Origin of the sequence: Actinoallomurus sp. NBC_01490 (assembly GCF_036227085.1) — a bacterium.
GTDB lineage: Bacteria > Actinomycetota > Actinomycetes > Streptosporangiales > Streptosporangiaceae > Actinoallomurus > Actinoallomurus oryzae.
The window spans coordinates 11,565,773-11,591,924 of record NZ_CP109433.1 but is presented as its reverse complement, the minus strand read 5'-3'; the positions used below and the strand labels follow the sequence as shown (position 1 = coordinate 11,591,924).

Genomic DNA, 26,152 nt, shown 5'->3' with positions numbered 1-26,152 from the left:
CCTATCCCGTCGCCAGGATGTCGCCCACGGCCGCGGTGCCCTCGGCGGTGCCGACCACGACGACGATGTCGCGGGCCTGGAAGCCGAAGTCCGGGCGCGGGCTGGCGACGACGTTCCCGTCGCGTACGACGGCGACGATGGAGGCGCCGGTCCTGGTTCTGATCTGCGCGTCGCCGAGCGTGCGCCCGTCGTACGGGGAGCCGGCGGCGATCGGGATCTGCGCGCTGACCAGTCCCTCGACCTGCCGGTGCAGCTCGGTCAGGCGTTCGACGATCCGCGCGGTGCCGAGCAGCTCGGCGAGCGCGTTGGCCTCCTCGACGGTGAGCGGCACGGTCAGCACGCACGTGTCGGGGTCGACACGGTCGTAGACGAGCAGGTCGCGGCGGCCGTCGCGGTGAGAGATCGTGCCGATCCGGCGGCCCTTCGCGGTGGTGAATACGTGTTGCAGCCCGATTCCGGGCAGAGCGGTGCGTTCGACGTCCACGGGTCGTTCCCTGTTCGGTTCGGTTGGTGTTCGGCCTTAGGGCAGGCACAGGGCATCCCTGCCGGACCCGCGGTGCGGGCCGGGAGGGGTAAGGGAAGGCGGCTCTGGTGAGCCGATGTCTAGACCTGGGCGTACGGCGGCGCGCGGCCGTCGCGCGTGAAACGGCCGAGGGCGGTGGCCGTCGCCGTGGCGCCGGGCGGGTTCGACCAGGCGCAGGTGAGAGCGCCGGCCGGCACGGTCGCCGGCAGGGCGGCGGCCGGCAGCGGCTTGCTCTCGGCGTTGTCCAGCCGGGGCGTGGCACCGGGCCGGAGCAGCGGGCAGCCGGCTCCCGTCACCGCCATCTCGGCCTTCGCCGGGGACGCCGCGGCCATGCCGCCGCCGGTGGAGGCGAGCGCGGGGGTGAGGATCGCGCACAGCGCGAGCAGCAGCGCGACGGGCAGCGACACGGCCGGCCGCCGCCGGCGCGTACGCTCGTCCGCCACCGCCCCGCCCTTCCGCCCTGCCGGACCGCCGCGGGCTCGCGCGGCGGAATGTCCCGATTGCCTGCTCATCGTCGAGCCTATAGCCAGGACGCCGGGGCGTACCGGCCGGTCATGGGCCCTCCTTCGTCGGAGAGGGTGACCACAGGGCCGCGTCTTCGATTCCCTCGCTTCGCTCGGTCATGGGCCCTCCTTCGTCGGAGAGGGTGACCACAGGGCCGCGTCTTCGATTCCCTCGCTTCGCTCGGTCAGGAGCCCAGCACGGCGCGGACTCCGGCGGCGATCTCGAGATCCTCGCGCGAGGTGATGACCAAGGTGCGTACGGGGGCGCCGGGAAGGCCGATCTCGGCGTCGGTGGTGTCCTCGCGCGCCGGGTCGAGCGCGACGCCGAGGAAGCCCAGTCCCTCCGCCGCCCGGCGCCGTACCCCCACCGCGTGCTCGCCGACGCCGCCGGTGAACACGAGGGTGTCCAGGCCGCCGAGCGCGGCGGCCATCGCGGCGATGCCGGCCCGCAGGTGGTGGAGGTAGACCTCCAGGCCGAGACCCTCGCCGATCTCGCGCATGTCGGCGGTGCCGGTGAGGGCGAGCAGCCCGGAGTGGTGTTCGAGGGCGTCGGCGAGTTCGGCGGGCGTGAGTCCCTTGCGCTCCTGGAGCCAGAGCAGCAGGCCGGGGTCGACGCTGCCGGAACGGGTGGCCATGACGAGGCCTTCGAGCGGGGTGAAGCCCATGGTCGTGTCGACGGAACGCCCTCGCGCCACCGCGCACAGGGACGCCCCGGCGCCGAGGTGGCAGACGACGAGCCGGTCGGGCCCGCCGCCGAGCAGCTCACCGGCCCGCCGCGTGGCGTACGCGTGCGAGAGGCCGTGGAAGCCGTACCGCCGAATGCCGTACTCCTTTCGCCACGCGGCGGGCAGCGCGTACGTCGCCGCGGCCTCGGGCAGGTGGGCGTGGAAGGCGGTGTCGAAGCAGGCGACCTCGGGTACTCCGGGCAGCACCGCGCGTACGGCGTCGATGCCGTGCAGGGACTTGGGCTGGTGCAGCGGCGCCAGCTCGGTCAGGGCGCGGAGGCGCGCCTCGACGTCGTCGTCGATCAGAACGGGGTCGGTGAAGTCCGCGCCGCCGTGGACGACGCGGTGCCCGACGGCGTCCGGCGCGGGCAGTTCGCGCAGGTCGTCCAGGTCGGCGGGCCGGGCGAGGACGGTGTCGTCGTGGTCGAGCAGGCTGAGCTTCAGGCTGGACGACCCGGCGTTGACCACGAGGATCCGCACGCGTGCTCTCCTCTCAGGCGGTGGTGGGCCAGGTCCAGTCGGAGATCTCCGGCATGTCCTCACCGTGCTCCCGGGTGTACGCGCGGGCGCGCAGCCGCGCGTCCGCCATCTCCTGCCGGACGTTCCCGACCCGGCCGCCGAGCGAGGGCACCCGGTCGATGACGTCCATGACGATGTGGAACCGGTCGAGGTCGTTGAGCATGACCATGTCGAACGGCGTCGTGGTCGTGCCCTCCTCCTTGTAGCCCCGGACGTGCAGGTTGTCGTGGCCGTGGCGCCGGTAGGTGAGGCGGTGGATCAGGTACGGGTAGCCGTGGAAGGCGAAGATCACCGGCCGGTCGACGGTGAAGATGGCGTCGAACTCCCGGTCGGACAGCCCGTGGGGGTGTTCGGTGTCGGGCTGGAGACGCATCAGGTCGACCACGTTGACGACCCGGACCCGCAGGTCGGGGAAGTACCGCCGGAGCAGGTCGGCGGCGGCGAGCGTCTCCAGCGTGGGGATGTCGCCCGCGCAGGCGAGCACGACGTCCGGGTCCGTGCCGCGATCCACACTGGCCCACTGCCAGATGCCGATGCCGCGGGTGCAGTGCAGCACGGCGTCCTCGGGCGACAGCCAGTCGAGCGCCGGCTGCTTGCCCGCGACGACGACGTTGACGTAGTCGCGCGAGCGCAGGCAGTGGTCCATCGTCGACAGCAGGGTGTTGGCGTCCGGCGGCAGGTAGACCCGGATGATCTCGGGCTTCTTGTTCATCACGACGTCGAGGAAGCCGGGGTCCTGGTGGGTGAAGCCGTTGTGGTCCTGGCGCCAGACGTGTGAGGACAGCAGGTAGTTCAGCGACGCGATCGGCCGCCGCCAGGGGATCTTCCGCGTGGTCTCCAGCCACTTGGCGTGCTGGTTGAACATCGCGTCGACGATGTGGATGAACGCCTCGTAGGAGTTGAACAGGCCGTGTCGCCCGGTCAGCAGGTAGCCCTCCAGCCAGCCCTGGCACAGGTGCTCGCTCAGCACCTCCATGACCTGGCCGTGCGGCCCGAGGTGCTCGTCCACCCCGAGGAGGTCGGCCTTCCACACCCGGTCGGTGACCTCGAACACCGCCGACAGCCGGTTCGAGGCCGTCTCGTCCGGGCCGGTGATGCGGAAGTTGTCCCGGTTGGCGGCGACGACGTCGCGCAGGTACGCCCCGAGGGCGCGGGTCGGCTCGGTGGACCTGGTGCCGGGCGTGTCGACCGCGACGGTGTAGGCGCGGAAGTCCGGCAACTCCAGGTCGCGCAACAGCAGGCCGCCGTTCGCGTGCGGGTTCGCGCTCATCCGCCGGTCGCCGGCCGGCGCGGGCGCGAGCACGCCGGCGACCGGCCGCCCGCCGGCGTCGAACAGTTCCTCGGGACGGTACGACCGCAGCCACGCCTCCAGCTGCGCCAGATGCGCCGGGTTGTCCCGTACGCCCGCGAGCGGCACCTGGTGGGCGCGCCAGGTGCCCTCGACCGGCAGCCCGTCGACCTCCTTCGGCCCGGTCCAGCCCTTGGGCGAGCGCAGCACGATCATCGGCCACCGCGGCCGCTCGGCGGTCCCCGTCTCCCGCACGCGCCGCCGGATCGCGAGGATCTCCCCGATCGCCTCGTCCAGCGCCTCCGCCATCCGCCGGTGCATCGCCGCCGGCTCGTCGCCGCAGACGACGATCGGGCGGTGCCCGTACCCCTCCAGCAGCGCTTCCAGCTCGTGTTCCGGGATGCGCGCGAGCACGGTGGGATTGGCGATCTTGTAGCCGTTCAGGTGCAGGATCGGCAGGACCGCGCCGTCCTTCACCGGGTCGAGGAACTTGTTGGAGTGCCAGCTCGTGGCCAGCGGCCCGGTCTCGGCCTCGCCGTCGCCGACGATGCAGGCCACGACCAGGTCGGGGTTGTCGAAGGCCGCGCCGTACGCGTGCGCGAGGGCGTAGCCGAGCTCGCCGCCCTCGTGGATGGAGCCCGGTGTCTCGGGCGCGACGTGGCTGGGGATGCCGCCGGGGTAGGAGAACTGCCGGAACAACCGCTGCATCCCGGTCGCGTCCTGCGACACGTACGGATACACCTCCGAGTAGGTGCCCTCCAGCCACGCGTTCGCCACCGCGGCCGGCCCGCCGTGCCCCGGCCCCATGATGTAGATCATGTCCAGGTCGTGTGCGGTGATGACGCGGTTCAGGTGCGCGTAGCAGAAGTTGAGGCCGGGTGAGGTGCCCCAGTGCCCCAGCAGCCGGGGCTTGATGTCCTCCCGGCGCAGCGGCTCGCGCAGCAGCGGGTTCGAACGCAGGTAGATCTGGCCCGCGGACAGGTAGTTCGCCGCACGCCACCAGGCGTCGATCGGCCGGATCTCCTCATCGGTGAGCATGGCGGACTCTCCTCATCTCGGCGTCAGACCAGTGGCCTACCCGGGCACGGTGATCCGGACCGGGCTGTGACCAAGCCCACCATCCGGCGGCCGGAAGAGGTGAGGGACGAAGGTCCCGTCGCGGGAGTGCCTTCCGGCGTTCACTCCTCCGAGGGCGTGGGGGACTCGGACGCCCGGAGCCGCGTGATGAGGCTGGCGGCCTGCGTGCGGCGGCGGAGGTCGAGCTTGGTGAAGATGCTGGAGACGTAGTTCTTGACGGTCTTCTCGGCCAGGAAGAGGCGCTCGCCGATCTGCCGGTTGGTCAGGCCGTCGCCGATCAGGTCGAGGATCCGGCGTTCCTGCTCGGTCAGGGACGCGAGCGGGTCCTCGCGCGGGCGCTCGCGGAGGCGCCGCATCACCAGCGTGGTGCTGCGCGCGTCGAGGAGCGACTGGCCGGCCGCGACCGTACGGACGGCGCCGACCAGGTCCGACCCGTGGATCTGCTTGAGCACGTACCCGGCGGCCCCGGCCATCACCGCGTCGATCAGCGCCTCCTCGTCGGAGAAGGAGGTGAGCATCAGGCACGCGAGCTCGGGCATCCGGGACCGCAGCTCCCGGCACACGCTCACGCCGTCGCCGTCCGGCAGCCGTACGTCCAGCACGGCGACGTCGGGGCGCAGCGCCGGGATCCGGGCCAGCGCGCTGTCCGCGGTGCCGGCCTCGCCCACGACCTCGATGTCGGGTTCGGACTCCAGCAGCGCCGCGACCCCGCGCCGTACGACCTCGTGGTCGTCGAGGAGGAAGACCTTGATGGGGGTGGTCATGGCCTCGACGGTACGGCGGCCGGAAAGACCGGGACAATGGGAGACCCGGCGTGAGGAAGGCGGCCCCCGTGTCTGTCCCCAACCGCGAGGATCACGCTCGCCCGGTGCTCCCTCAGCTGCGGCTCGACGACCTGCTCACCGAGTTGCAGAGCCGGCTCGCGACCGTGCTGACCACCCGTGACCGGATGCACGGGCTCCTCGAGGCCATCGTGTCCATCGGCCGCGACCTCGAACTGGAGACCGTGCTGCGCAGCATCGTCGAGGCGGCGACCACGCTGGTGGACGCCCGGTACGGGGCGCTCGGCGTGATCGGGGAGGACGACGGGCTGGTCCAGTTCATCACGGTCGGGGTGACGCAGGAGCAGATCGACGCCCTGGACCACTGGCCGCACGGCCTGGGCATCCTGGGCCTGCTCATCAAGCAGCCGCAGCTGATCCGGCTGGCCGACCTGAGCGAACACCCGGAGTCCTCCGGCTTCCCGGCGAACCATCCGCCGATGCGGAGGTTCCTCGGCGTCCCCATCAGGGTGCGCGACGCGGTGTTCGGCAACCTCTACCTGACCGACCGGACCGACGGCGAGGAGTTCGACGAGGACGACGAGAGTGTCGTCTCGGCGCTCGCCACCGCCGCCGGCGTGGCCATCGAGAACGCCCGGCTCTACCAGGAGGCGCGTCGCCGCGAACGCTGGCTGGAGGCCAACGCGGAGGTGTCCACCGCCCTGCTGTCGGGCACCGATCCGGACGACGTCCTGCACCTGGTGGTCCGGCGGGCCCGCGAGATCTGCGACGCCGACCTCGCGACGGTCGCGCTCGCGCACGAGGCGGAGGAGGAGCTGGCGGTCAAGGCGGTCGACGGCCGGTACGCCGACGAGCTGAGAGGCCGGCGGACACCGCTCGACGACACGCTCGCCGGGCGGGTCTACCGTACGGGCACGTCGCTGGCGTCGCCCGGCGCCGAGGGGGAGGCCCGCCCGTCCGGCATCGCGACCGGTGTTCCGCTGGGGCCGGTGCTGGTCGTGCCGCTGGGTGCGGGAACGGCCGCGCGCGGTGTGGTGTCGGTCGCCAACGTGCCGGGCAGGCTGCCGTTCGCCGAACCCACGCGACGGCTCCTGGAGACCTTCGCGGCGCAGGCGGCCGTCGCGCTGGAGCTGGCCGAACGCCGCCGGGACGTCGAGCGGCTGGTCGTCTTCGAAGACCGCGACCGCATCGCCAAGGACCTGCACGACACGGTCATCCAGCGGCTGTTCGCCATCGCCATGACGCTGATGAGCGCCATCAAGATCACCGAGAAGCCCGACGTCGCGGTCCGCGTCCAGCGGGCCGTGGACGACCTGGACGACACCATCCGGCAGATCCGCTCGACCATCTTCGCGCTGCAGGCCTCGGCCGATGACGAGCCGGCCCTGCGGGTCCGCCTGTTCGGCGTCATCGACGGCGCTCGCGAGAGCCTGGGGTTCGCGCCCGCGGTGCGGTTCGACGGGCCGCTGGACACGATCGTCGACGAGACGGTCGGCGACCACCTCGTCGCGGTGCTGCGCGAGGCCCTGTCGAACGCCGCGCGCCACGCCCACGCCTCGACGGTGGACGTGACCGTGGCCGCCGGTTCCGACGTGCTGCTGCGGGTCGCCGACGACGGGGTGGGCCTCACCGACGGTGGCCGGCGCAGCGGCCTGGCGAACCTCGACGACCGCGCGCGACGGCTCGGGGGCACCTTCGACGTCCGTTCCGGGGACACCGGCGGCACCGTCCTCGAATGGCGCGTACCGCTCACGACCTGACACCGCTCCGCGCCGCCGCGCCGCGACGGTCCGGAGCGGGACGAAGGTCCCGCGCGCGTCCCTGCTTTCGCCTCTGCGGCGCCTCGGCCGCCATGGCGTTAGGTGAGGGCAGCCGGAAACGCTCCGGCGCGAAAGAGGTGAAGAGATGTCCGCCACCGACTCCCGGACAGCGCGCCCCCGCACCGTTCACCGTACGAACCCGGTCCTGCCCCGGGACGGCGGGCCCGCCGTCCGTTACGTGTGGGCGATCACCCGGCTGTCCCTCGGCTTCGTGTTCTTCTGGGCGTTCGCGGACAAGCTGTTCGGCCTCGGCCACAGCACGGCGAGCAAGCAGGCGTGGATCCACGGCGGCCACCCGACCCTGGGATTCCTGAAGTTCTCGGCGGCGGGGCCGTTCAAGGGCTTCTACCACTTCATCGCCGGCGCCGCCTGGGCCGACTGGCTGTTCATGCTCGGCCTCGCCGGCATCGGCGCGGCGCTGCTCCTGGGCGTCGGCATGCGCGTCGCGGCCGGTGCGGGCGTGGTCATGCTGGTCATGATGTGGAGCGTCGTCCTCCCTCCGGACAGCAACGTCGTCATGGACGACCACCTCATCTACGCGCTGGTCATCGTCGGCCTGGCCCTCGTCGGCGCCGGAGACACGCTCGGTTTCGGCCGCTGGTGGAGCCGGACCCGCCTCGTCCGGCGATTCCCCGTCCTGAGGTAGCGGCCCGCAGGCAGCGACAAGTGAGGGAGCGGCGAGAAGTGCCGCTCCCTCTTTCCCCATCTGGAGAGACCATGAGTTCCACCGCGGGCGGAGGAACCTTCAGCCGCGAGCAGTGCCTGGCCCTGCTGGCCACCGTGCCGATCGGGCGGATCGTCCACACGGACCGGGCGCTGCCGGCCGTCACCCCGGTGACCTTCGCCCTCGACGGCGACGTGGTCACGGTCCGCGCGGAGGCGACGCTCGGCGCGGCGATCGGCGGCAGCATCGTGGCCTTCCAGGCGGACGACGTCGACCCGCATACGATGGCCGGATGGTCCGTCACGGTCATCGGCCGGGCCGTCTTCACCGGCGGCCCGGTCCCGCGACCCTGTTCCGGGCCGCCGGGGCGGGCCCCGGCGCTCCGCATTCCGGTGCGGCACGCGTCGGGCCTCCGCGTCGGCCCGCGCTGACCTTCGGGCGGGCCGATGCGTCCGCCGGCGTCAGTTATTCAGCGACCAGTCGATGAAGAGCGCACGGCATGAATGCGACCATAAGGCCGGGGACGTGTTGCGGAGAATCGGGAGTACCGCCAGCAGGTCCGCGACATCGATCTGGCATGAGCGGCAGTCTTTGAGGTGCATTCTCATCCGCAGGTGTTCCTGAGGGGACAGGGCGCCGAGTACGTAAACACCGGTGTCTTCTCGGAACGGGCAGCTCATCGCCGGCTTCGTCGCTCAGAACGGTCGTGTGTCCGTTCGAGCCAGCCGGGCCACAGACGGCGGGCCACCCGGGCGTCGAGGCGGCCGCCCATGTGCATCGACCGCCACACGCCGCGGTAGCCGGGGAGGACACCAGCGGCGATGAGGATGTGCGCGGCGATGAGGGGCGTGCAGAAGTAGGTCGCCCACTTGTGCACGCGCGCCAGCACGGCGAACGCCGGACCGCCGTGGAGGACGACGAGGCCGACACCGCTTCCGATGAGAGCGAAGATCCCGGCGGCCATGAGGAGGTTGACGATTCGCTGCCCGGGATCGAAGTGTCCCTCGTGCCGGGTGAACCGTCCCGTCACAACGCCCGACGGCCATCTGAGGAACCACCGTGTGTCGCCCGTACGGAACCGTACCGATTCGGCGATGAACGTCCGTGTGGCCCGTATGCCCAGGACGGGACCCGCGACGGCGAGTGCGACCAGCGCCCAGCCAACGTCCTTGTGCACGGTCGTGTCCGGCATGTGCAGCAGCCGAGACAGCGGGCTGGGACGGCCCTCCTGTCCGAGGAGCAGCCACCAGCCGGTCGCCAGCAGGAGAAGAGTCGTGAGGTAGACGCCGGCGTGGAACCACCGTGTCGGGCGTGTGTACCGCTCGACGACGTCGCGACGTACGGCGGGCGCCGCCCGGTCAGTAACCATAACCGCCGTTCCCGCCGCCGGTGGAGTCGCCGCTGCTGCCGCCGGTGACGTTCACACTGACCTGAGCGCTGGCGCCCGCCGGCGAGTGATCGGCGTGTTGGAGTGTCACGCCGATGATGTGCCGTCCCATTGGCAGGCTCTTGATCTGATAGGTCGTCGAGGTCACGACCGTGTACTCGTTGGTCTTGCCGTCGACGAACACATGGACGTGGTCCTTGCCCGAGTCGGTCGGGCCGATGTCCTTGCTGGTGGTGAACTTCAGCGTGATGGGCAGTTCGACGTTCGCCCCGTCGCTCGGCGCCTGGATCGAAAGCGTGGGCTTGCCCGCGTTCCCGCTTGAGGCCTGTGAGTCCGAGCCACACCCGCTCAGTCCGAGGACCGTGCAGGCCAGGCCGGTCGCCGTCAGCATCTTGATGTACGTCGCCACGGATCCGTCCTTCGGTGCGGTTGCCTGTGTCACCGGTAATACGGAGTGGCTGACGGAAAGGATTCGCTTCTCGGTGAACCCTTTCGGGCCCGGCGTCCGTATCCCACATGTGGGAACTTTCAGATGAGTCGCTGCTCGCCGGCATGGCCGCCGGGGACGCGGAGACCGCGGCCATCTTCGTACGGCGATATCAGGCGCGTGTCTTCGGCCTGGCTGTCGCCCTGGTCGGATCGTCGGCGATAGCCGAGGAGATCGCGCAGGAGGCGTTCCTCCGCGCGTGGCGGTATGCGGACGCCTATGACCCCCGCAAAGGCCGTGCGATCACATGGCTGCTCACGATCACAAGGAACCTGGCGGTCGACGCGCTGCGCCTGCGCGGGGAACGACCCGTCGATCCACATCTCCTACTGAGCAGGCTGACCACCAGCGAACAGGCCGACCAGCCCTCGGTCACGTATGAAGACGCCGAGGAACTCCGTGATGCTCTGCGCGCACTCCCGCCCGAGCAGAGTACGCCGATCGTGCTTTCGGTGTTCTACGGCCTGACCGCCGTCGAGATCGCCGACCGCGAGCACATACCCTTGGCAACCGCCAAGACCCGGCTCCGCCGAGGGCTTGCCAAACTCCGCGTGGCCTTGGGGGTGACCAATGACTGACCGCTCGGGATGCGAAGAGACGCGGCAGGTCCTCCCGGAGTTGGCCGCAGGCGTCGCTCCAGCGGAAGACCGCGCCAAGGCGTTGCGCCACCTGGCCGTGTGCAGGCGATGCCACCGTGAGCTGGAAGTGCAGACCGCGCTGATCGACGAACTGCTCCAACTCGCCCCGGAACGTCAGCCACCCGCCGGCTTCGAGGCCTCCGTACTGAAGCCCATGCTGCACCGACAGCGGCCCCGGCGCCTGCGCAACGCGATCCTCCTGGCCGCTTCGATCATTCTCGTCGCGGCGCTGTCCGGGGGTCTGTCCGGGGACGCGGTCTGGCACCGGACCGAGAGCGACCGCCGGATCGCCGACGCCTACCGCAGAACGCTCGCCGTCGCACACGGCCAGTACCTGCGCGCCGTTCCCGTGGTCGGGGCGGCCACCGCGGCACCGGAAGGGTATGTGTTCGCCTACCAGGGATCACCCTCGTGGGTCTTCGTCACGATGACTGCGGCACGCCGGCCGGGTACGTACGAGGTCGATCTCACCACGCGCGAGGGCCGCGCGGTCGAATTGGGTCGCATCACCGTACGGGAAGGCCGAGGAACGTGGGGTGCGACCATACCGGTCGCCGTCCACGACATCCTCGTCTTGCGGTTCCACGCCTCTCCCGGCCGGGACCTCCTCGCGCGATTCAGCTGAGGGACCGGGGTCAGGCCGATTATCGCGTCCGTGCAGGTAGGCGCGGCCGGGCGCCTACCTGCAGCTCGACCACGAGCTCCCGGCGGCGGTCAGCTCTCCGCGCCGTCCTCACAGACGATGACGCCGCAGCGCGCGTTCGACAGTACGGCGGGCACGGTGTCGCCACCGAACAGCGCGCCGTGCCGGGAGTTCAGCCGCGAGCCGACCACGAGCACCTCCGCGCGATCCGCGAGCCGGGCCAGCTGCGCGCCGGGCTCGCCCCGGACGATGCGCAGCCGGGTGGAGACGTGCTGCGTGCGCGGTAGAAGGCGCGCGACCTCCTCACGCAGCCGGAGCCACGCCTTCGGGCCGCGCAGCCGGCCACCGTCGCGTGGGATGACACGGACGACGTCGAGACGGGCGTGGCGCCGGCGTGCCTCCTCCGCCGCGCGCCGGAGCGCCACCGTCGAGTTGGGCGACCCGTCGAACCCGACGAGTACGTACCGGGGCCCAGGGATGATGTGCATGACCGACCTCCTGTTTCCCCCCCAAGCGTGCGGGAAATTGAAAAAAGGGCAGAGAGCCCACAGACCCTGCTTTCGCGGGACTTTCGGCCCCTCTGGTCTTCGGCGGTCATGGAGGCGGATGGCGCGGTTCAGTTCGCGTACGGAGACGGCGGCGGATCGGGCCACGGGACCGAGGCCGCCGCGACGCGTGCTGATCGGCCTGTGCGTCACCGAGGTGACCAGCTGGGGCGTGCTGTACTACGCGTTTCCGGTGACGCTGTCGTCGCTCACCCGCGACACGGGCTGGTCGACCGCGACCGCCATGGCGGCCTTCTCCGCCGGAGCGATCGTCTCCGCCCTCGTCGGCATCCTCGTCGGCCGGCTCATCGACGCCCACGGTCCCCGTCCCGTCATGACCACCGGCTCGGTCACCGGCGTCGCCGCCGTCGTGGCGATCGCCGCCGCGCCGAACCTGCCGCTCTTCTTCGCCGCCTGGGTCCTCGCCGGCCTCGCCCAGTCGGCCGTGCTCTACCAGCCCGCCTTCACCGCGCTCACCGGCTGGTACGGTCCCGACCGCGTGCGCGCGCTCACCGCGGTCACGCTCGCGGGCGGCTTCGCCAGCACGGTCTTCGCCCCGCTGACCGCCCTCCTGCTGGACCACCTGACCTGGCGCGGCACCTACCTCGCCCTCGCCGTGATCCTGGGCGTGGTCACCGTCCCGCTGCACGCCCTGTGCCTGACCCCGCCGTGGCGGCACGGCCGGGCCCGCGGCGCCCCGTCCGAGCGGGACGCCCATGCCCGGGCGGTCGTCCGCAGCGGGCCGTTCGTCGTGCTGACGGCCGCGATGACCTGCGCCGCGTTCGGGTCCTACGCCGCCACCGTGAACCTCGTGCCGCTGCTCACCTCGGACGGGATGGGCACCCACCTGGCCGCCGTCGCCCTGGGCCTCTGCGGCGCGGGCCAGGTGCTCGGGCGGCTGGGCTACCCGCGGCTGGCCGCCCGCACCGCCCCGCGTGGCCGCGCCGCCGTCATCCTGACCGCCGGGGCGGCCACCATCGTCGTGCTGGGCGTCCTCCCCGGCCCGGGTGCGGCGCTGATCGCCGTCGCCGTCCTCGCGGGCGCGGCACGCGGCATGTACACGCTGCTCCAGGCCACGACGGTCGCCGACCACTGGGGGACCCGTGCGTTCGGCCACGTCAATGGCGTCTTCACCGCTCCGATCACGGTCGCCATCGCGCTGGCTCCCGGAGGCGGCGCCCTCCTCGCCCGCCTGGCCGGCGGGTACCCCGTCTCGTACTGCGTGCTGGCCGCCCTCACCTTCGCGGCGGCCGTGGCGATCCGCCGAAACCGCATTTCGTAGGATTTGTCAGGTGTTCGACGACCTTGACCTGGCCGAGCTGCGGCGGCGCCCGGGAGTGAAGTGGAGCCACGTCGCGCCGGATGTGATCCCGGCGTGGATCGCGGACATGGACTTCCCGCCCCCGCCGTCCGTCCGGGCGGCCCTCGTGCGGGGTCTGGACGACCTCGGCTACCCCGCCTGGGACGACCGTCCCGAGAGCAACCCGCTGCGGGCCGCGTACGCCGAGCGGATGAGCCGGCGGTACGGCCTCGCCGTCGACCCCGGTCACGTGCGGGAGTTCACCGAGCTGATTCAGGGGCTGCAGGCGGTCCTGCACGTCGCGACCCGCCCCGGTGACGCCGTCGCGATGCACACGCCGACGTACCCGCCGTTCCTGGAGACGCTCACCGACATGGACCGGCGGCTCGTCCCGATCCCCATGGTCGAGGGCGAGGACGGCTGGGGCTTCGACGTCGGCCGGCTGGCCGAGGACGTCGCCCGGTACGGCTGCCGGGCCCTGGTGCTGGTCAATCCGCACAACCCGACCGGCCGCGTGTTCCGCCACGACGAGCTGGCCGCGATCGCGGAGGTCGCGGACCGACATGACCTGCTCGTGATCGCGGATGAGATCCACGCGGAGCTCGTCCACGACCCGCACCGGCACGTGCCGTTCGCCTCGCTCGGTCCCGAGGCCGCCGCCCGTACCGTCACGCTCACCTCGGCGACCAAGGCGTTCAACTTCGCGGGCGTGCGCTGCTCGGTCGCTCACGTCGGCGACCGCCGGGTCCGCGAGGCGCTGGCCGCCCAGCCGCCGCTGCTGTTCGGCCAGGTGAGCGCGCCGGGCGTCCTCGCCACGCTGGCCGCCTGGCACGACGGCGACGACTGGCTGGCCGAGGCGCGGGCGACCCTGACCCGCAACCGCGCGCTGGTCGCCGAGGCGCTCCCACCCGGTGTCCGTCATCACCCGCCCGAGGCGGGTTACCTGGCCTGGCTCGACTGCCGCGGCCTCGGCACGGGCCCGGACCCCGCCGCGCACTTCCTCGACGAGGCCCGGGTGCTGCTCTCCTCCGGTCCGGCCTTCGGGCCGGGCGGCGAGGGGTTCGCGCGGCTGAACTTCGCCACGTCCCGGCCGATCCTGGAGGAGATCCTCCGCCGTCTCCGCGACGCCGCAGGGCGTCGCGGAGACTCAGGCGTCCGCGCCCGCGACGGCGGGTGAGCCGCCGGTCCGCGAGCCGCGGGCGGTGTCCGGCCCCGAGGGGGCGTCGTCCAGCTGGGTCGTCTCGTCGAACGGGTTCCGGCCGGCCAGCACCAGCCGCGCCCGGTCCCGGTCGAACTCCCCGGTCAGCTTGCCGATGATCACCGTCGCGACCGCGTTGCCGGCGAAGTTCGTCAGTGCCCGGGCCTCGGACATGAACCGGTCGATGCCGACGATGAGGCCGACCCCGTCGACGAGTGCGGGCCGGTGTGACTGCAGGCCCCCGGCCAGTGTGGCCAGACCGGCGCCGGTCACCCCGGCGGCGCCCTTGGAGGCGACGACCATGAACAGCAGCAGCGAGATCTGCTCGCCGATCGACAGCGGGGCGTCGGTCGCGGAGGCGATGAACAGCGACGCCATCGTCAGGTAGATCGCCGTACCGTCCAGGTTGAAGGAGTATCCGGTCGGCACGGTGATGCCGACGACCGGCCGGCTCACGCCGAGATGCTCCATCTTCGCGATGAGCCGGGGCAGCGCGCTCTCCGAGGACGACGTGGACAGGATGAGCAGGAACTCACGGGCGAGATAGCGCAGGAGCGAGAACAGGTTCACCCGTGCCACGACCCACAGGAGGAGACCGAGCACGACCACCACGAACAGCACGCAGGTGATGTAGAAGGCCACCATCATCATCACGAGGCCCTTCAGGGCGTCGACGCCACTCGCGCCGACCACGGCCGCCATCGCGCCGAACGCGCCGACCGGGGCCGCCCACATGATGATCGCCAGCACGCGGAACACCAGGCGCTGGATGTGCTCCAGCCCGCGCAGGACGGGCCGGCCCGTCTCGCCCATCGCCTGCAGGCCGAACCCGACGAGCAGGGCGACGAGCAGCGTCTGCAGCACCTGCCCCTCGGTGAAGGCCGACACCAGCGTCGTCGGGATGATGCCGAGCAGGAAGTCGACGGTCCCCGTGCTGTCCTCGCCGACCTGTTCGTGGCCGGCGTGCCGCGCGGCGTCCGTCAGGTGCAGACCGGCTCCGGGATGCAGGATGTTGCCGACGACGAGGCCGATGGCCAGCGCGAACGTCGACAGGATCAGGAAGTAGGCCAGGGCGAGGCCGCCGACCGCGCCGACCTTCGCGGCCCGGGTGACCGAACCCACGCCCAGCACGATCGTGCAGAAGATGATCGGGCTGATCATCATCTTGATGAGGTTCACGAACCCGGTGCCGAGCGGCTTGAGCTCGATGGCGAAGCCCGGCGCCGCCAGGCCCACCACGACGCCGACGATCACCGCGGTGACCACCGCGAGGTAGAGGAAGTGCGTACGGTCGCGTCGTCTGCGGGGGCGCGGTCCCGTCGGTTCTATCGGCGCGGTTGCGGCGGACATCCGATCTCCTTGCTCGTGGTGTCACCGGCGCTCGCTCACCGGTGTCATCGGCCCGAAAGCTGCAAGGACTATGCGGCGTTCAGTGACTCAGGTCACGTTTTCGTTCATTACGTTCACCGAAATCCACCTTCACGTGCTGGTAACGGGCAACGCGGACAGAGGGCACACTGACGAGATGCGCCACCCATCCCCAGGACACCGGCGTCGCAGCCTGGCGGGCCAGCTCTTCCTCATGCAGGCGATCGTCGTCGCCGTCGTCGTGACCGGCGGCGCCGGCCTCGCCTCGGTGAAGGCCGAGCGCAGCACGGCCGACGCGGCTCGCCACCAGGTCACCGCCGCGGCGGCCGGCATCGCGGACGCGCCGACGACGGCCGCGGCCGTGGCCGGCGCCGACCCGTCCGGGGCGCTCCAGCCGTACGCCGACCAGGTCCAGCGCGACACGGGTGTCGAATTCGTGACGATCATGAGGCCGGACGGCATCCGCTACACCCACCCCAACCCCGCGATGATCGGCAAGCGCTTCCTCGGCCACACCGAGCGGGCGCTCGCCGGGCACACGTTCACCGAGACCTACACCGGGACGCTGGGGTCGTCCGTCCGCGTGGTGACCCCGGTCTTCGGCCCGCGGCACCAGGTGGTCGCGCTGGTCAGCGTGGGGATCACCGTAAAAACCATCAGCGCGCAGGTCAGGGCCCAGGTGCTGGCGCTGGTCGCGGTCGCCCTGCTCGCCCTCGCGGTCGGCGGCGCGGGCACCTACCTGGCCAACGCGCGGCTGCGGCGGCACACGCACGGGATGAGCACCGCCGAGCTGAGCCGGATGTACGAGTACCACCACGCGACCCTGCACACGGTGCGGGAGGGGCTGCTGCTGCTCAGCCCGGACCATCGCATCGTCCTGGCCAACGACGGCGCGCGCGAGCTGTTCGGTCTCCCCGCCGACCTGGACGGCCGGCACGTGGCCGACCTGGGGCTCCCGGAGGCGCTCACCGAGGCGCTGTCGGGTGACACCCCCTGCGTCGATGAGATCCATCTGACCCGCGACCGCGTCGTCGTGGTCAACAAGTCCGCCGTCACCTCGGGCACCCGTGATCTCGGCAGCGTCGTCACCCTTCGCGACCACACCGAGCTGCAGGCGCTGAGCGGTGAGCTGGACTCCGTGCGCGGGTTCGCCGAGTCGCTGCGCTCGCAGACGCACGAGGCCGCCAACCGGCTGCACACCGTCGTCTCCCTCATCGAGCTCGGCCGTACCGACGAGGCCGTGGCGTTCGCCACGTCCGAGCTGGAGATCGCGCAGCGGCTCACGGACCAGATGATGGAGGCGGTCGCCGAGCCGGTGCTCGCCGCGCTGCTGCTCGGCAAGGCCGCGCAGGCGAACGAGAGAGGCGTCGAACTCGTCGTCACGCCCGACACCCGGGTCGACGATGACGCGATGTCGGACGATCTCGAGGCGCGCGAGCTGGTGACGATCCTGGGAAACCTGGTCGACAATGCCATCGACGCGGCGGCCGACGGCGAAACCCGCCCCCCGAGGGTCTTCGTCACCGTCCGCACCGACGCCGGCGCGTTCGTCCTCCGGGTCGCCGACACCGGCCGTGGCGTCGAGAGCGACGCCGTACGAAACGTGTTCCGGCGCGGCTGGTCGACCAAGCCCGGTGATCGGCCGTCCGGCCGGGGGCTGGGCCTCGCCCTCGTCGCCCAGGCGGCCGCCCGGCACGGCGGGCGCGTGGACGTGGACCGGGACGTCGGAGCGGTGTTCACCGTCACGCTTCCGCTGCACCAGGAGGTGAACGCATGATCGAGGTCCTCGTCGTCGAGGACGACCGGCTCGCCGCCGAGGCGCACCGGCGATACGTCGAACGGGTGCCCGGCTTCGCCGTCGCGGACGTGGTCCACTCCGGCGCCGAGGCGCTCCGCGTGCTGGACCGGCGACCGGCCGACCTGATCCTGCTCGACTTCTACCTGCCGGACCGCCACGGCCTGGAGATATGCCGGCGCCTCCGCGCCGCCGGCCACCTCGCCGACGTGATCGCGGTGACCTCGGCACGCGACCTGGCCACGGTCCGCTCGGCCGTGTCCGTCGGCGTGGTGCAGTACCTGCTGAAGCCCTTCACGTTCGCCACGTTCCGCGCCAAGCTCGAACGCTACGCCCGGTTCCACTCCACGCTCGGCCGGCCGGGCGAGGCGGCCGGCCAGGACGAGGTGGACCGCGCTCTCGCCACTCTGCGCAGCCCCGCCGAGTCCGTCCTGCCGAAGGGCGTGAGCGCGCCGACGCTGGAGTCGGTACGGGAGATCCTGCTCCGCACCGAGGAGGGCGTCACCGCCGAGGCGACGGCGAAAGCGGCGGGCGTGTCACGCGTCACCGCCCGCCGCTATCTGGAGTACCTGGTCGACCACGGCTACGCCGAACGATCGCCGCAGTACGGCCAGGTCGGCCGCCCGGAGCTCCGCTACCGGCGGGCGACGACTCGCGATTAGCTGTCGGCGGCTTCCTCCGGGTTGACCGGGATCGTGGGCTTCTGGCCGAGGGCCTGCTGCTTGGCGGTGATCGTCGGGATCGCCGAGAGCTGGTCGTTGAAGTTCGCCAGGTAGGCCGCGTACACCGACGAGTTCGTGACCTTCATGTCCGACTCGTCGTTGTGGTACAGGGCGTTCGCGGTGTAGTTCGCCGAGCCGGTCAGCACGATCTTCTGCCCGCTCGCGCCGTTGTACCTGCCGTCGATCAGCAGGTACTTGTCGTGCGTGTAGTGCTCGGCGTATCCGTCGGCGTCCTTGCCGTGGGTGGTGTCCCGTACGTCGACCTTCGAGTCGGCCAGCGTGGACCGGACCGACGAGGAGACCTGGCTCTTGGTGTACGCCACGGTGACCTTGCAGCCCTTGGACGCCATACTGGCGAGCTGCTTGGCGAGCGAGAGCCGGTTGTCGGTCCACTCGAACATCGCCACGCGGACCTGGCTCGGGTACGTCTTGGAGCAGGTGACCAGTTGCAGGACGCCCAGGATCGTGTCACTGGCCCCGCTGGCCTTGGGCCAGTAGTACGCCTTCGGGTTCGAGCCGTACGTCCAGTAGTAATTGGGCTTGTACGTGCCCGCCGCGCCCTTCGCCATGTCGGTGAAGGTCTTGACGTAGGCGTTGTAGAGGCCGGTGTTGCCGACCACGGTGTAGCTGTTGTTCGAGGCGACCTCGGCCTGCGTGTCGGTCGGGTTAGCGCTGGAGAGGGTCACCGTGCGCGTTCCGCCGCCGGAGAAGAGGAAGAACTTCGTGTGCAGGTAGGCCGACGGCGCCCCGCTGGTGTAGTGGTGCGCGACGCACCCGCCGTAACACAGGGCCGCGTAGCTGCTGGCGCTCGCGGTGCTCACCTTGCTTCCCAGCTCGGAGACAAGGCGCGACCAGATCGAATTCTTGGCGTGCTGGTCCATGAGCACCTGGACGTAGACGCCGCGCTTGTGGGCGGCGATCAGTTTGTCGGCGAAGTCGCTCAGATTGATGCTGTAGAACGCGGCGCGGATCACCGAGCCCTTCGGCGCGGTGTCGATGTTGTTCTCGATCTGCTGCATGATCGCGTACTGCGCGGCCGTGTCGCCCTCGGGATCGTTGAAGACCGGGCCGGCCTGCGGGTTGAACGCGGCGTCCGCCTGGCCCGTGCCGACATATCCGATACCCGCGCCGATCAGCACTACGGCGGCCATCCATGTGACCGCACGGCGGACCCAATGCGCCATTAGCTTCCCCCCGCTACACACACGCCCCAAAAAGACCCAAGCGGACTTTACCGTGAATGATCGACTCGACCTAGTACACGGCCTGTGTCGGCCACCCGGGCGTATGGGCGATGTGCCGACCAGGCATCCCCCTGGTGGATGGGCGCCGGGCCGTCCGGTTAGGTAGGCACCATGACTGATTCCGCGCACGTCACCGGCGCTTCTTCCGCCAAAGCGCCGCACGGCTCCCGTTCCGGTGCGTCCGGGGGGGCCGCCGGGCAGCTGGCGCTGATGCTGGGCGCGCTCGGCGTCGTGTACGGAGACATCGGCACCAGCCCGCTGTACGCCCTGCAGACGGTGTTCTCGATCGACCATGGCGCGGTGCGCCCGACGAGCGGCGACGTCTACGGCGTGATCTCGCTGGTGTTCTGGTCGGTCACGCTCATCGTGTCGGTGAAGTACGTCGTCTTCATCCTCCGCGCGGACAACGACGGGGAGGGCGGGGTGATGGCGCTCGCCGCCCTCGTACGCCGGGTGCTCGGCGGTGTGCGCGGCAGGGCGGCCGCCGTCATGGCGCTGGGGGTGTTCGGCGCCTCGCTGTTCTACGGCGACAGCGTCATCACGCCGGCGATCTCGGTGATGTCGGCGGTGGAGGGCCTGAAGGTGGCCACGCCCAGCCTGTCCCACGTGGTGGTCCCGGTCGCGGCGACGATCCTGACGCTGCTGTTCGTGGCGCAGCGGTGGGGCACGCACCGGGTCGGGAGCTTCTTCGGGCCGGTGATGGTGCTGTGGTTCCTGGCGATCGCCGTCGCGGGCGTCCAGGAGGTGGTGCGGCGGCCCGGCATCCTCGCGGGTCTGTCGCCGACGTACGCGGGCGCGTTCGTGATCGACCACCCGTACATCGCGTTCATCGCCATGGGCGCGGTGGTGCTGTCGATCACCGGTGCCGAGGCGCTGTACGCGGACATGGGCCACTTCGGCCGCCGGCCGATCCGGCGTGCCTGGTTCGCGGTGGTCTTTCCCGCGCTGACGCTGAACTACCTGGGCCAGGGCGCGCTGATCCTGCGCGACCCGCACAGCACCGCGAACCCGTTCTTCCTCCTTCTCCCCGGCTGGGCGCGGGTGCCGATGGTCGTCCTGGCGACGCTCGCCACGGTGATCGCCTCCCAGGCGGTGATCACCGGCGCCTTCTCGGTGTCACGGCAGGCCGTACGGCTCGGGTTCCTGCCGTACCTGCGGATCCGGCACACGTCGCCGCGCGAGGTCGGGCAGGTGTACGTGCCGGCCGTCAACTGGATCCTGTTCGTCGGCGTGCTGGGCCTGATGCTCGGCTTCCGTTCCTCCGAACGCCTCGCGACGGCGTACGGGGTGGCCGTCACCGCCACCCTGATCATCACCACCGTGCTGTTCCTCGTGGTGGCGCGGGCGCACTGGGGCTGGGCCGCGTGGAAGCTCGTGGTGGTGGCGGTCGTGATCGGCGGCGCGGAGGTCACCTACTTCGCGGCCAACCTGACGAAGGTCGCCCACGGCGGCTGGCTGCCGCTGCTGATCGCGCTGTCGGTGTTCACGATCATGAAGACCTGGGAGCGGGGCCGCGAGATCGTCACCGAGCGCCGTACGGCGAAGGAGGGCCCGCTGCCGGAGTTCATCGGGACCCTCCGCGGGTCGGACGTCGTCCGCGTGCCCGGCGCCGCGGTCTTCCCGCACCCGACGAAGGAGACCACGCCGCTGGCGCTGCGCGCGAACGTCGAGCACAACCGGGTCGTCCACGAGCACGTGGTGATCGTCTCCACCGTGGACGAGAACGTCCCGCACGTCCCGGTGGCCGAACGCGCCGCCATCGACGATCTCGGCTACCGGGACGACGGGATCGTCCACGTCACCCTCAGGTACGGCTTCCAGGACGACCGGGACATCCCGGCGGCACTGCGCCGCCTGGCGTCGGACGGTGCGAACGCCGAGCTGGACATCGACCCGGACCAGGCGTCGTACTTCCTGTCGAGGGTGACGTTGCAGGTGACCCGGTCGCCCGGTATGCGAATGTGGCGTAAGCGCCTGTTCCTCGCGCTGGCCAACAATGCCGCGAGCCCGGCGGAGCGCTTCGCCCTGCCCGAGCTTCGGCTCGTGGTCATGGGCTCTCAGGTCGACATCTGATCCGGCGCCGTGTCCAGGGTTTGCTCTGGCTGGCGGGCGATGGCCGAGCGTCGGGTTTGGCTTTAGCCAACTCGGCACAAAATCACTTACGAGAATCGCCTGATCCCGTGACGGCGGCGAGGTGATCTGGGGGTAAGTGAGTGTGCCGGATATGAGCCGCCCAATCCCGCTACGACCCCGTCGTCTCGCGATCAGGTCGTTCGACGGAGCGGCAAGATGATTCGGACGGCTTGATACGTCGAGTTTGCGCAAGCTTAACGCCCGATCCTGCATGCCGGCGGCGGAAAGGAGTTATCTTGCTAGCCTGCAAAGTCAGGCTACCCTTCCGGCACGCCGCTGGGGATGTGGCGGTGTTCGGCGTAGGTTGCCGTGGACCCCAAGCGCTCCAGGCGTCGTGCCGTCCTCTCAACCGAGCTGGATGGTCGATATGAACGACATAATGATCGCGGCGCCTTCGGACGCATCCGAAGTCATTGACCTCTGTGACGCTCCATTGTCCGAGCTGCCCGCCGGCCTGGCCGCAGAAGCGATGGTGGACCGGTTCGTCCACGAGGAGTGCAAACCCCGGGCCTACGCGGTCGGCGCCTTCAACTCTTACATATAGATCATAAGCCGCACGATGCGCACACGACTCCCGTTTCGGCAATTTGTGCTCAAGGTGCAGAGTAGATGTGATCTCGCCTGCGATCACTGCTATGTCTACGAACATGCCGACCAGAGCTGGCGCGGTAAGCCGATCACCATGGCCGTCGAGACGATGGCGCAGGTGGCGACCCGCATCGGGGAGCATGCGAAGAGCCAGGGGATCGACCGGGTCCACGCGGTGTTGCACGGCGGCGAACCCCTGCTCTGCGGCCCCGAGCGGTTGTCCGCGCTGATCCACGCGCTGGAGTCGGGAGTCCGCGGAATCTGCGATTTGGATCTGCACATCCACACCAACGGTGTGCTGCTCGACCGCCGGCTCTGCGAGCTGTTCCGCGCTCACGACGTCAAGGTCGGTATTTCGCTCGACGGCGACCGTGCGGCGAATGATCGGCATCGGCGTTACCGGGATGGGCGGAGCAGTTTCGACAAGGTGGCCAGGGCCATCGAACTGCTCCGTACCGGATATCCCGAGATCTATTCGGGGCTTCTCTGCACGATCGACGTCAGAAACGACCCCATCGCGGTGTACAACGCCCTGGTGTCCCACGATCCGCCGGCGATCGATCTGCTGCTCCCGCACGCCACCTGGGACGATCCTCCATTCCGCGCCGGCGAGACCGATTACGCCGACTGGCTCGCCGCCATCTTCGACAAGTGGCTCGCCGACGGCCGCCCGGTACCCATACGCACGTTCGACTCCATCATCAGCACGAGCCGGGGCGGCCCCGCGCTGACCGAGTCGCTGGGACTCGAACCGAGCGACCTCCTGGTCGTGGAGACCGACGGGACGTTCGAGCAGGCGGACTCCATCAAAATCGCGTTCGACGGCGCCCCGGAGACCGGCAAGGACGTTTTCCGGCACTCGATCGATCAGGTCGCCGAGCACGAGGGCCTGGCCGCCCGGCAGCGGGGGAGCGACGGGCTGAGCGCGACATGCCGCGCCTGCCCGGTACTCGACAGCTGCGGAGGCGGCCTCTTCGCGCACCGCTACCGCACCGGCTCGGGCTTCGACAACCCCAGTGTCTTCTGCGCCGACCTGAAGAAGCTGATCGAGCATGTCGAACGGCGCGTATCCGCTCCCCGCCACCCCGTGCCCCGCGCGGCTCTGCGGTCGATCGCGGCCGGGCAGGGCACCGTGGCGGCGCTCACCGTTCTGCAGCGGGGGCAACGGAGCATTCGCCGGGCGTTGATCGCCTCGGTGCGCGGTCAGGCCGGCCCGTCTCCGGAGTGGGATCTGCTCTGCCGTATCGAGCCCGCCATCGTGGACGAGGTGTTCGCCCATCCGTACAACCGGCTCTGGGCGGTGGACCGGCTGCGCGACCCGGACCGGCGGGACGACGGGCGGCTGGCGGCGCTCGCCTGCGCGGCGGCGGCCCGCGCCGGCATGTCCGCGACCCTGCGCGTGCCGGTGACCGACGGAGCGGTCTTCCTGCCGACCGTCGGCCGCTACGAGGTCCCCGGCGCGAGCGAGACCACGGTCGAGATCCGGGACGGCGAGATCACGGTCGAGCGCGCCGCCGCCGTACGCCGGGTGCGGCGGCTGGAGCTCGGCGGTCACCCGCTGATGATCGAGGACCTCGATCCGCTCCGTGACCGCCACGGGCGGCCGGCCGCCGGGCGACTCACCGACGAGCAGGCAGGGCACTGGCAGGCGGTGTTCGGCGCGGCCTGGGACATCGTCGCGGACCGGTGCCCCGAATACCTTCCCACGCTGACGGGCGTCCTCTCCGCGGTGGTGCCGGTCGTGGGGGAGCCGGCGGGGTCTTCGGCGCGCAACGCCTTCGGTTCGATCGCCCTCGCCCTTCCGCCGGATCCCGAGACGTTGTGCGTGCTGTTGCTGCGGGAGGCGCAGCGGATCAAGCTCGGTGGCGTCCTGGACATGCTGGATCTGTTCGAGCCCCGCGCCTCCACTGTGTCGGTCGACACACAACGCCTTCTGTCCGACTCGTATGCTCGGCTGGCCGTTACCGACTTCCGGCGACGGCGTTCGCAAGGATGGTCCGGCATCGAGGCGGCGACGGATGTGAAGGCGACTCTCGATTCGATTCTCGCGTCGGGCTCGCTGACCCGGCTCGGCCGGGGATTCGTCGAAGAGATGCGCCGCACGCTGGACGCGTGGTCGGCTTGAGATGACGCGGGACGACCTCCTCTCCGATCTTCATGCGTTAGGTCTGTGTCCCGGCGGGGACCTCCTGGTGCACGCGTCGATGCGGCGCGTCGGCCGGGTCGCCGGCGGTGCGGCGACGCTGGTGGAGGCGGTCTCCGAGGCGCTGGGGCCGGACGGGACCCTCGTCGTGCCCACTCCGACGGCGGAGAACTCCGACTCCTCCCGCGCGTACCTGGCGCGAGTCGAGGGGATGACGGACGCCGAGCGGCGTCTCCACCGCGCCGCGATGCCCGCCTTCGACCCGGCGCGCACGCCGTCCACGGGGGCCGGGGTCCTTCCCGAATGCGTCCGGCTCACCCCCGGCGCGCTGCGCAGCGAGCATCCGCAGATGTCGTTCGCGGCCCTGGGCGCGCGGGCGAAGGTGATCGTCGACGGTCATGCGCCGCACTGCCACCTGGGCGAGGAGTCCCCGCTCGCCCGGTTGTACGACCTCGACGCCGAGGTGCTCATGCTCGGCACCGGATATGACACCTGCACGGCTCTTCACCTGGCCGAGTACCGCTACACCCCGAAACCGCCGACGCGCGGCTACAGCTGCGTGATCGAGCAGGACGGGCAGGCCCGGTGGTGGAGCTATGAGGACGTCGTCCTCGACGACCGTGACTTCCGCGCGGTCGGCGCGGCCTTCGACGGCACCGCGTACGTCAAACGGGGGCGGGTGGGTTCCGCCGACTCCCGGTTGGTATCGCTACGGCGGTTGGTCGACTTCGCGGCCGGCTGGTTCGCCGCCACGCGCAAACGCTGAGCGCATCTCTCAGAGAGAAGAGGGAGCTGTTGCCAGTTCCGCCCGTATAGTCGGAGATCGGGAGGAATGTATGACCTTGGGAATATACGGTGACGATGACCGGCGTCCCTACTTCTTTCTCAGCTATGCGAGGTCTCGCTTCCGGCCCGACGACGGTACCGACCCCGATCGCTGGGTGACGAAACTGTTCAATGATCTCTGCCACGACGTCGGCATCGTTACCGGAATGCCCACGCCCGGATTTATGGACAGGCAAATACCGGCAGGGACGCAGTGGCCCGATCATCTCGCCGAGGCGCTGGCGAGCTGCCGTGTGTTCCTGGCGCTTCTGTCGCCCGCGTACTTCACGAGCGAATACTGCGGCAAGGAGTGGGCGGCGTTCTTAGGCCGCGTGAAGAGCCAGCAGGCCGGCCTCGACCGTCCGTTAGCGATCATTCCGGCGCTGTGGACGCGGCTGGGCCCGTCCGAACTCCCACCCGACCTGAAGTCCATGCAGTACATCCCTCCCGGCTTTCCGTCCCAGTACGCCGCGGAGGGTTTCTACGGCATCATGAAGCTGGGGCGCTACCGCGAGCAGTACAAACAGGCCGTCCTCCAGCTCGCCCGCCTGGTCAAGGAGACCGCCGAGCAGGCGGACCTGGCGACCGGGCCGATCTCCGACTTCGACGCCCTCGGCAACGCCTTCGCCGACTATCGCGGCGGTGAGCGGGGCCGCCGGCCGATCAAGCTCACGGTGGCCGCGCACCGGCTCGACAAGCTCCCACCCGGGCGTGACACGTACTACTACGGGCGGACCATGCCCGAGTGGACCCCGTATCGCAGCGCCGACTACACCACGCCGATCGCGCGGTACGCCGAGCAGGTGGTCGCCGAGCTCGGCCACGAGCCCGTGGTGGACAGCCTCGACGAGCCCACGGCCGATCCGGACGCGTCGCCCACCGTCCTGATCGTCGACCCGTGGGTCAGCCGGGATCCGACGATCGGCGAAGAGCTTCGCCGGATCGACGAGGAACCGGTGAACGTCCTCGTGCCGTACAACGCCGACGACCGGCAGACCGCCGACGCGGAGAAGGACCTCAACCGGACCGTCGACGCCGTGCTCAGCCGCAGCCTGGTCCTTCCCGGTTCGGTGAAGTCGATCTCGAGCAAGGAGGCGTTCCGCGCGGCACTGCCGAAGGCCGTGGGCGAGGCGATCAACCGCTACTTCAAGGAAGCCCCGGTGCACCCGCCGGAGATCGAGCCGACGATGGCGCGACCGACCCTAGAACTGCCGGAGAAATAGTCTTTTGGGGGA

At 70.6% G+C, this 26,152-nt stretch carries 24 protein-coding genes; 13 read left to right on the top strand and 11 right to left on the bottom strand.

Annotation, left to right across the window (positions count from 1 at the left end; translation table 11 throughout):
• Position 1: 1 nt before the first annotated feature.
• From OG417_RS53280 to OG417_RS53260, 5 genes are all read right to left on the bottom strand, one after another.
• Entirely contained in the window at positions 2-484 is a 483-nt protein-coding gene (locus OG417_RS53280) for a cation:proton antiporter regulatory subunit (RefSeq protein ID WP_329247315.1), read from the bottom strand.
• A 119-nt stretch (positions 485-603) separates the two neighbouring features.
• Positions 604-966, bottom strand: coding sequence for a hypothetical protein (locus OG417_RS53275; RefSeq protein WP_329247312.1), 363 nt, complete (start codon positions 964-966; stop codon positions 604-606).
• 245 nt (positions 967-1,211) lie between these two features.
• On the bottom strand, positions 1,212-2,231 hold the full coding sequence (locus tag OG417_RS53270; RefSeq protein WP_329247310.1) for an acetate/propionate family kinase: 1,020 nt from the start codon (positions 2,229-2,231) through the stop codon (positions 1,212-1,214).
• 13 nt (positions 2,232-2,244) lie between these two features.
• A complete protein-coding gene (locus OG417_RS53265) occupies positions 2,245-4,596 on the bottom strand; it encodes a phosphoketolase family protein (protein WP_329247307.1) in 2,352 nt (783 codons plus the stop codon).
• Positions 4,597-4,736: 140 nt separating this feature from the next.
• Positions 4,737-5,399 (bottom strand): response regulator transcription factor, encoded by a 663-nt coding sequence (locus OG417_RS53260; protein WP_329247304.1) that lies wholly within the window; start codon positions 5,397-5,399, stop codon positions 4,737-4,739.
• A 104-nt stretch (positions 5,400-5,503) separates the two neighbouring features.
• Here OG417_RS53260 and OG417_RS53255 point away from each other — a divergent pair, with 104 nt between their 5' ends.
• From OG417_RS53255 to OG417_RS53245, 3 genes are all read left to right on the top strand, one after another.
• The gene (locus OG417_RS53255) at positions 5,504-7,177 is read left to right on the top strand and encodes a sensor histidine kinase (RefSeq protein ID WP_329247300.1); all 1,674 of its coding nucleotides are present in this window, start codon (positions 5,504-5,506) and stop codon (positions 7,175-7,177) included.
• 145 nt (positions 7,178-7,322) lie between these two features.
• Entirely contained in the window at positions 7,323-7,883 is a 561-nt protein-coding gene (locus OG417_RS53250) for a hypothetical protein (protein ID WP_329247297.1), read from the top strand.
• A 71-nt stretch (positions 7,884-7,954) separates the two neighbouring features.
• Positions 7,955-8,332 (top strand): pyridoxamine 5'-phosphate oxidase family protein, encoded by a 378-nt coding sequence (locus OG417_RS53245; protein WP_329247295.1) that lies wholly within the window; start codon positions 7,955-7,957, stop codon positions 8,330-8,332.
• A 30-nt stretch (positions 8,333-8,362) separates the two neighbouring features.
• On the opposite strand, the gene OG417_RS54785 is transcribed toward OG417_RS53245, so the two are convergent.
• The 3 genes from OG417_RS54785 to OG417_RS53235 are packed head-to-tail and all read right to left on the bottom strand — an operon-like array spanning position 8,363 to position 9,697.
• Positions 8,363-8,581 carry an anti-sigma factor family protein gene (locus OG417_RS54785; RefSeq protein ID WP_442875639.1) on the bottom strand — a complete coding sequence of 73 codons (219 nt, stop codon included), beginning with the start codon at positions 8,579-8,581 and terminating at the stop codon, positions 8,363-8,365.
• Entirely contained in the window at positions 8,578-9,270 is a 693-nt protein-coding gene (locus tag OG417_RS53240) for a cytochrome b/b6 domain-containing protein (RefSeq protein WP_329247292.1), read from the bottom strand. The genes OG417_RS54785 and OG417_RS53240 overlap by 4 nt, the downstream gene beginning before the upstream one ends.
• Positions 9,260-9,697: a hypothetical protein gene (locus tag OG417_RS53235; RefSeq protein ID WP_329247290.1), complete on the bottom strand. Its 438-nt coding sequence runs from the start codon at positions 9,695-9,697 to the stop codon at positions 9,260-9,262. The genes OG417_RS53240 and OG417_RS53235 overlap by 11 nt, the downstream gene beginning before the upstream one ends.
• A 143-nt stretch (positions 9,698-9,840) precedes the next feature.
• Between OG417_RS53235 and OG417_RS53230 the strand changes: the two genes are divergently transcribed.
• Complete coding sequence (locus OG417_RS53230; RefSeq protein WP_329247287.1) at positions 9,841-10,353, top strand: RNA polymerase sigma factor; 513 nt, start codon at positions 9,841-9,843, stop codon at positions 10,351-10,353.
• A complete protein-coding gene (locus tag OG417_RS53225; protein ID WP_329247285.1) occupies positions 10,346-11,038 on the top strand; it encodes a zf-HC2 domain-containing protein in 693 nt (230 codons plus the stop codon). Before OG417_RS53230 ends, OG417_RS53225 begins: the two co-directional genes overlap by 8 nt.
• An 89-nt stretch (positions 11,039-11,127) precedes the next feature.
• Here the strand turns inward: OG417_RS53225 and OG417_RS53220 are convergent, their stop codons facing one another.
• Complete coding sequence (locus tag OG417_RS53220) at positions 11,128-11,544, bottom strand: universal stress protein (RefSeq protein ID WP_329247282.1); 417 nt, start codon at positions 11,542-11,544, stop codon at positions 11,128-11,130.
• Between the two features lie 118 nt (positions 11,545-11,662).
• Here OG417_RS53220 and OG417_RS53215 point away from each other — a divergent pair, with 118 nt between their 5' ends.
• A complete protein-coding gene (locus tag OG417_RS53215; protein ID WP_329247279.1) occupies positions 11,663-12,883 on the top strand; it encodes an MFS transporter in 1,221 nt (406 codons plus the stop codon).
• A gap of 10 nt (positions 12,884-12,893) precedes the next feature.
• Entirely contained in the window at positions 12,894-14,078 is a 1,185-nt protein-coding gene (locus tag OG417_RS53210; RefSeq protein WP_329247276.1) for a MalY/PatB family protein, read from the top strand.
• Here OG417_RS53210 and OG417_RS53205 read toward each other — a convergent pair.
• A complete protein-coding gene (locus OG417_RS53205; RefSeq protein ID WP_329247274.1) occupies positions 14,049-15,449 on the bottom strand; it encodes a cation:dicarboxylate symporter family transporter in 1,401 nt (466 codons plus the stop codon). The two genes, OG417_RS53210 and OG417_RS53205, sit on opposite strands and share 30 nt — an antisense overlap.
• A 175-nt stretch (positions 15,450-15,624) precedes the next feature.
• Here OG417_RS53205 and OG417_RS53200 point away from each other — a divergent pair, with 175 nt between their 5' ends.
• Together OG417_RS53200 and OG417_RS53195 are read left to right on the top strand one after the other, a co-directional pair.
• Positions 15,625-17,244 carry a sensor histidine kinase gene (locus OG417_RS53200; protein ID WP_329247271.1) on the top strand — a complete coding sequence of 540 codons (1,620 nt, stop codon included), beginning with the start codon at positions 15,625-15,627 and terminating at the stop codon, positions 17,242-17,244.
• Positions 17,241-17,924, top strand: coding sequence for a response regulator (locus OG417_RS53195; RefSeq protein WP_329247268.1), 684 nt, complete (start codon positions 17,241-17,243; stop codon positions 17,922-17,924). The genes OG417_RS53200 and OG417_RS53195 overlap by 4 nt, the downstream gene beginning before the upstream one ends.
• Here OG417_RS53195 and OG417_RS53190 read toward each other — a convergent pair.
• Complete coding sequence (locus OG417_RS53190) at positions 17,921-19,135, bottom strand: phospholipase D-like domain-containing protein (RefSeq protein WP_329247265.1); 1,215 nt, start codon at positions 19,133-19,135, stop codon at positions 17,921-17,923. The two genes, OG417_RS53195 and OG417_RS53190, sit on opposite strands and share 4 nt — an antisense overlap.
• 204 nt (positions 19,136-19,339) lie before the next feature.
• Here OG417_RS53190 and OG417_RS53185 point away from each other — a divergent pair, with 204 nt between their 5' ends.
• From OG417_RS53185 to OG417_RS53170, 4 genes are all read left to right on the top strand, one after another.
• Positions 19,340-21,301 carry a potassium transporter Kup gene (locus OG417_RS53185; RefSeq protein WP_329247261.1) on the top strand — a complete coding sequence of 654 codons (1,962 nt, stop codon included), beginning with the start codon at positions 19,340-19,342 and terminating at the stop codon, positions 21,299-21,301.
• A gap of 619 nt (positions 21,302-21,920) precedes the next feature.
• Positions 21,921-24,074, top strand: coding sequence for an FxsB family cyclophane-forming radical SAM/SPASM peptide maturase (locus OG417_RS53180; protein ID WP_329247258.1), 2,154 nt, complete (start codon positions 21,921-21,923; stop codon positions 24,072-24,074).
• 67 nt (positions 24,075-24,141) lie between these two features.
• A complete protein-coding gene (locus tag OG417_RS53175) occupies positions 24,142-24,858 on the top strand; it encodes an aminoglycoside N(3)-acetyltransferase (RefSeq protein ID WP_329247256.1) in 717 nt (238 codons plus the stop codon).
• A 70-nt stretch (positions 24,859-24,928) separates the two neighbouring features.
• Positions 24,929-26,140, top strand: coding sequence for a TIR-like protein FxsC (locus OG417_RS53170; protein WP_329247254.1), 1,212 nt, complete (start codon positions 24,929-24,931; stop codon positions 26,138-26,140).
• Positions 26,141-26,152 lie beyond the last annotated feature (12 nt).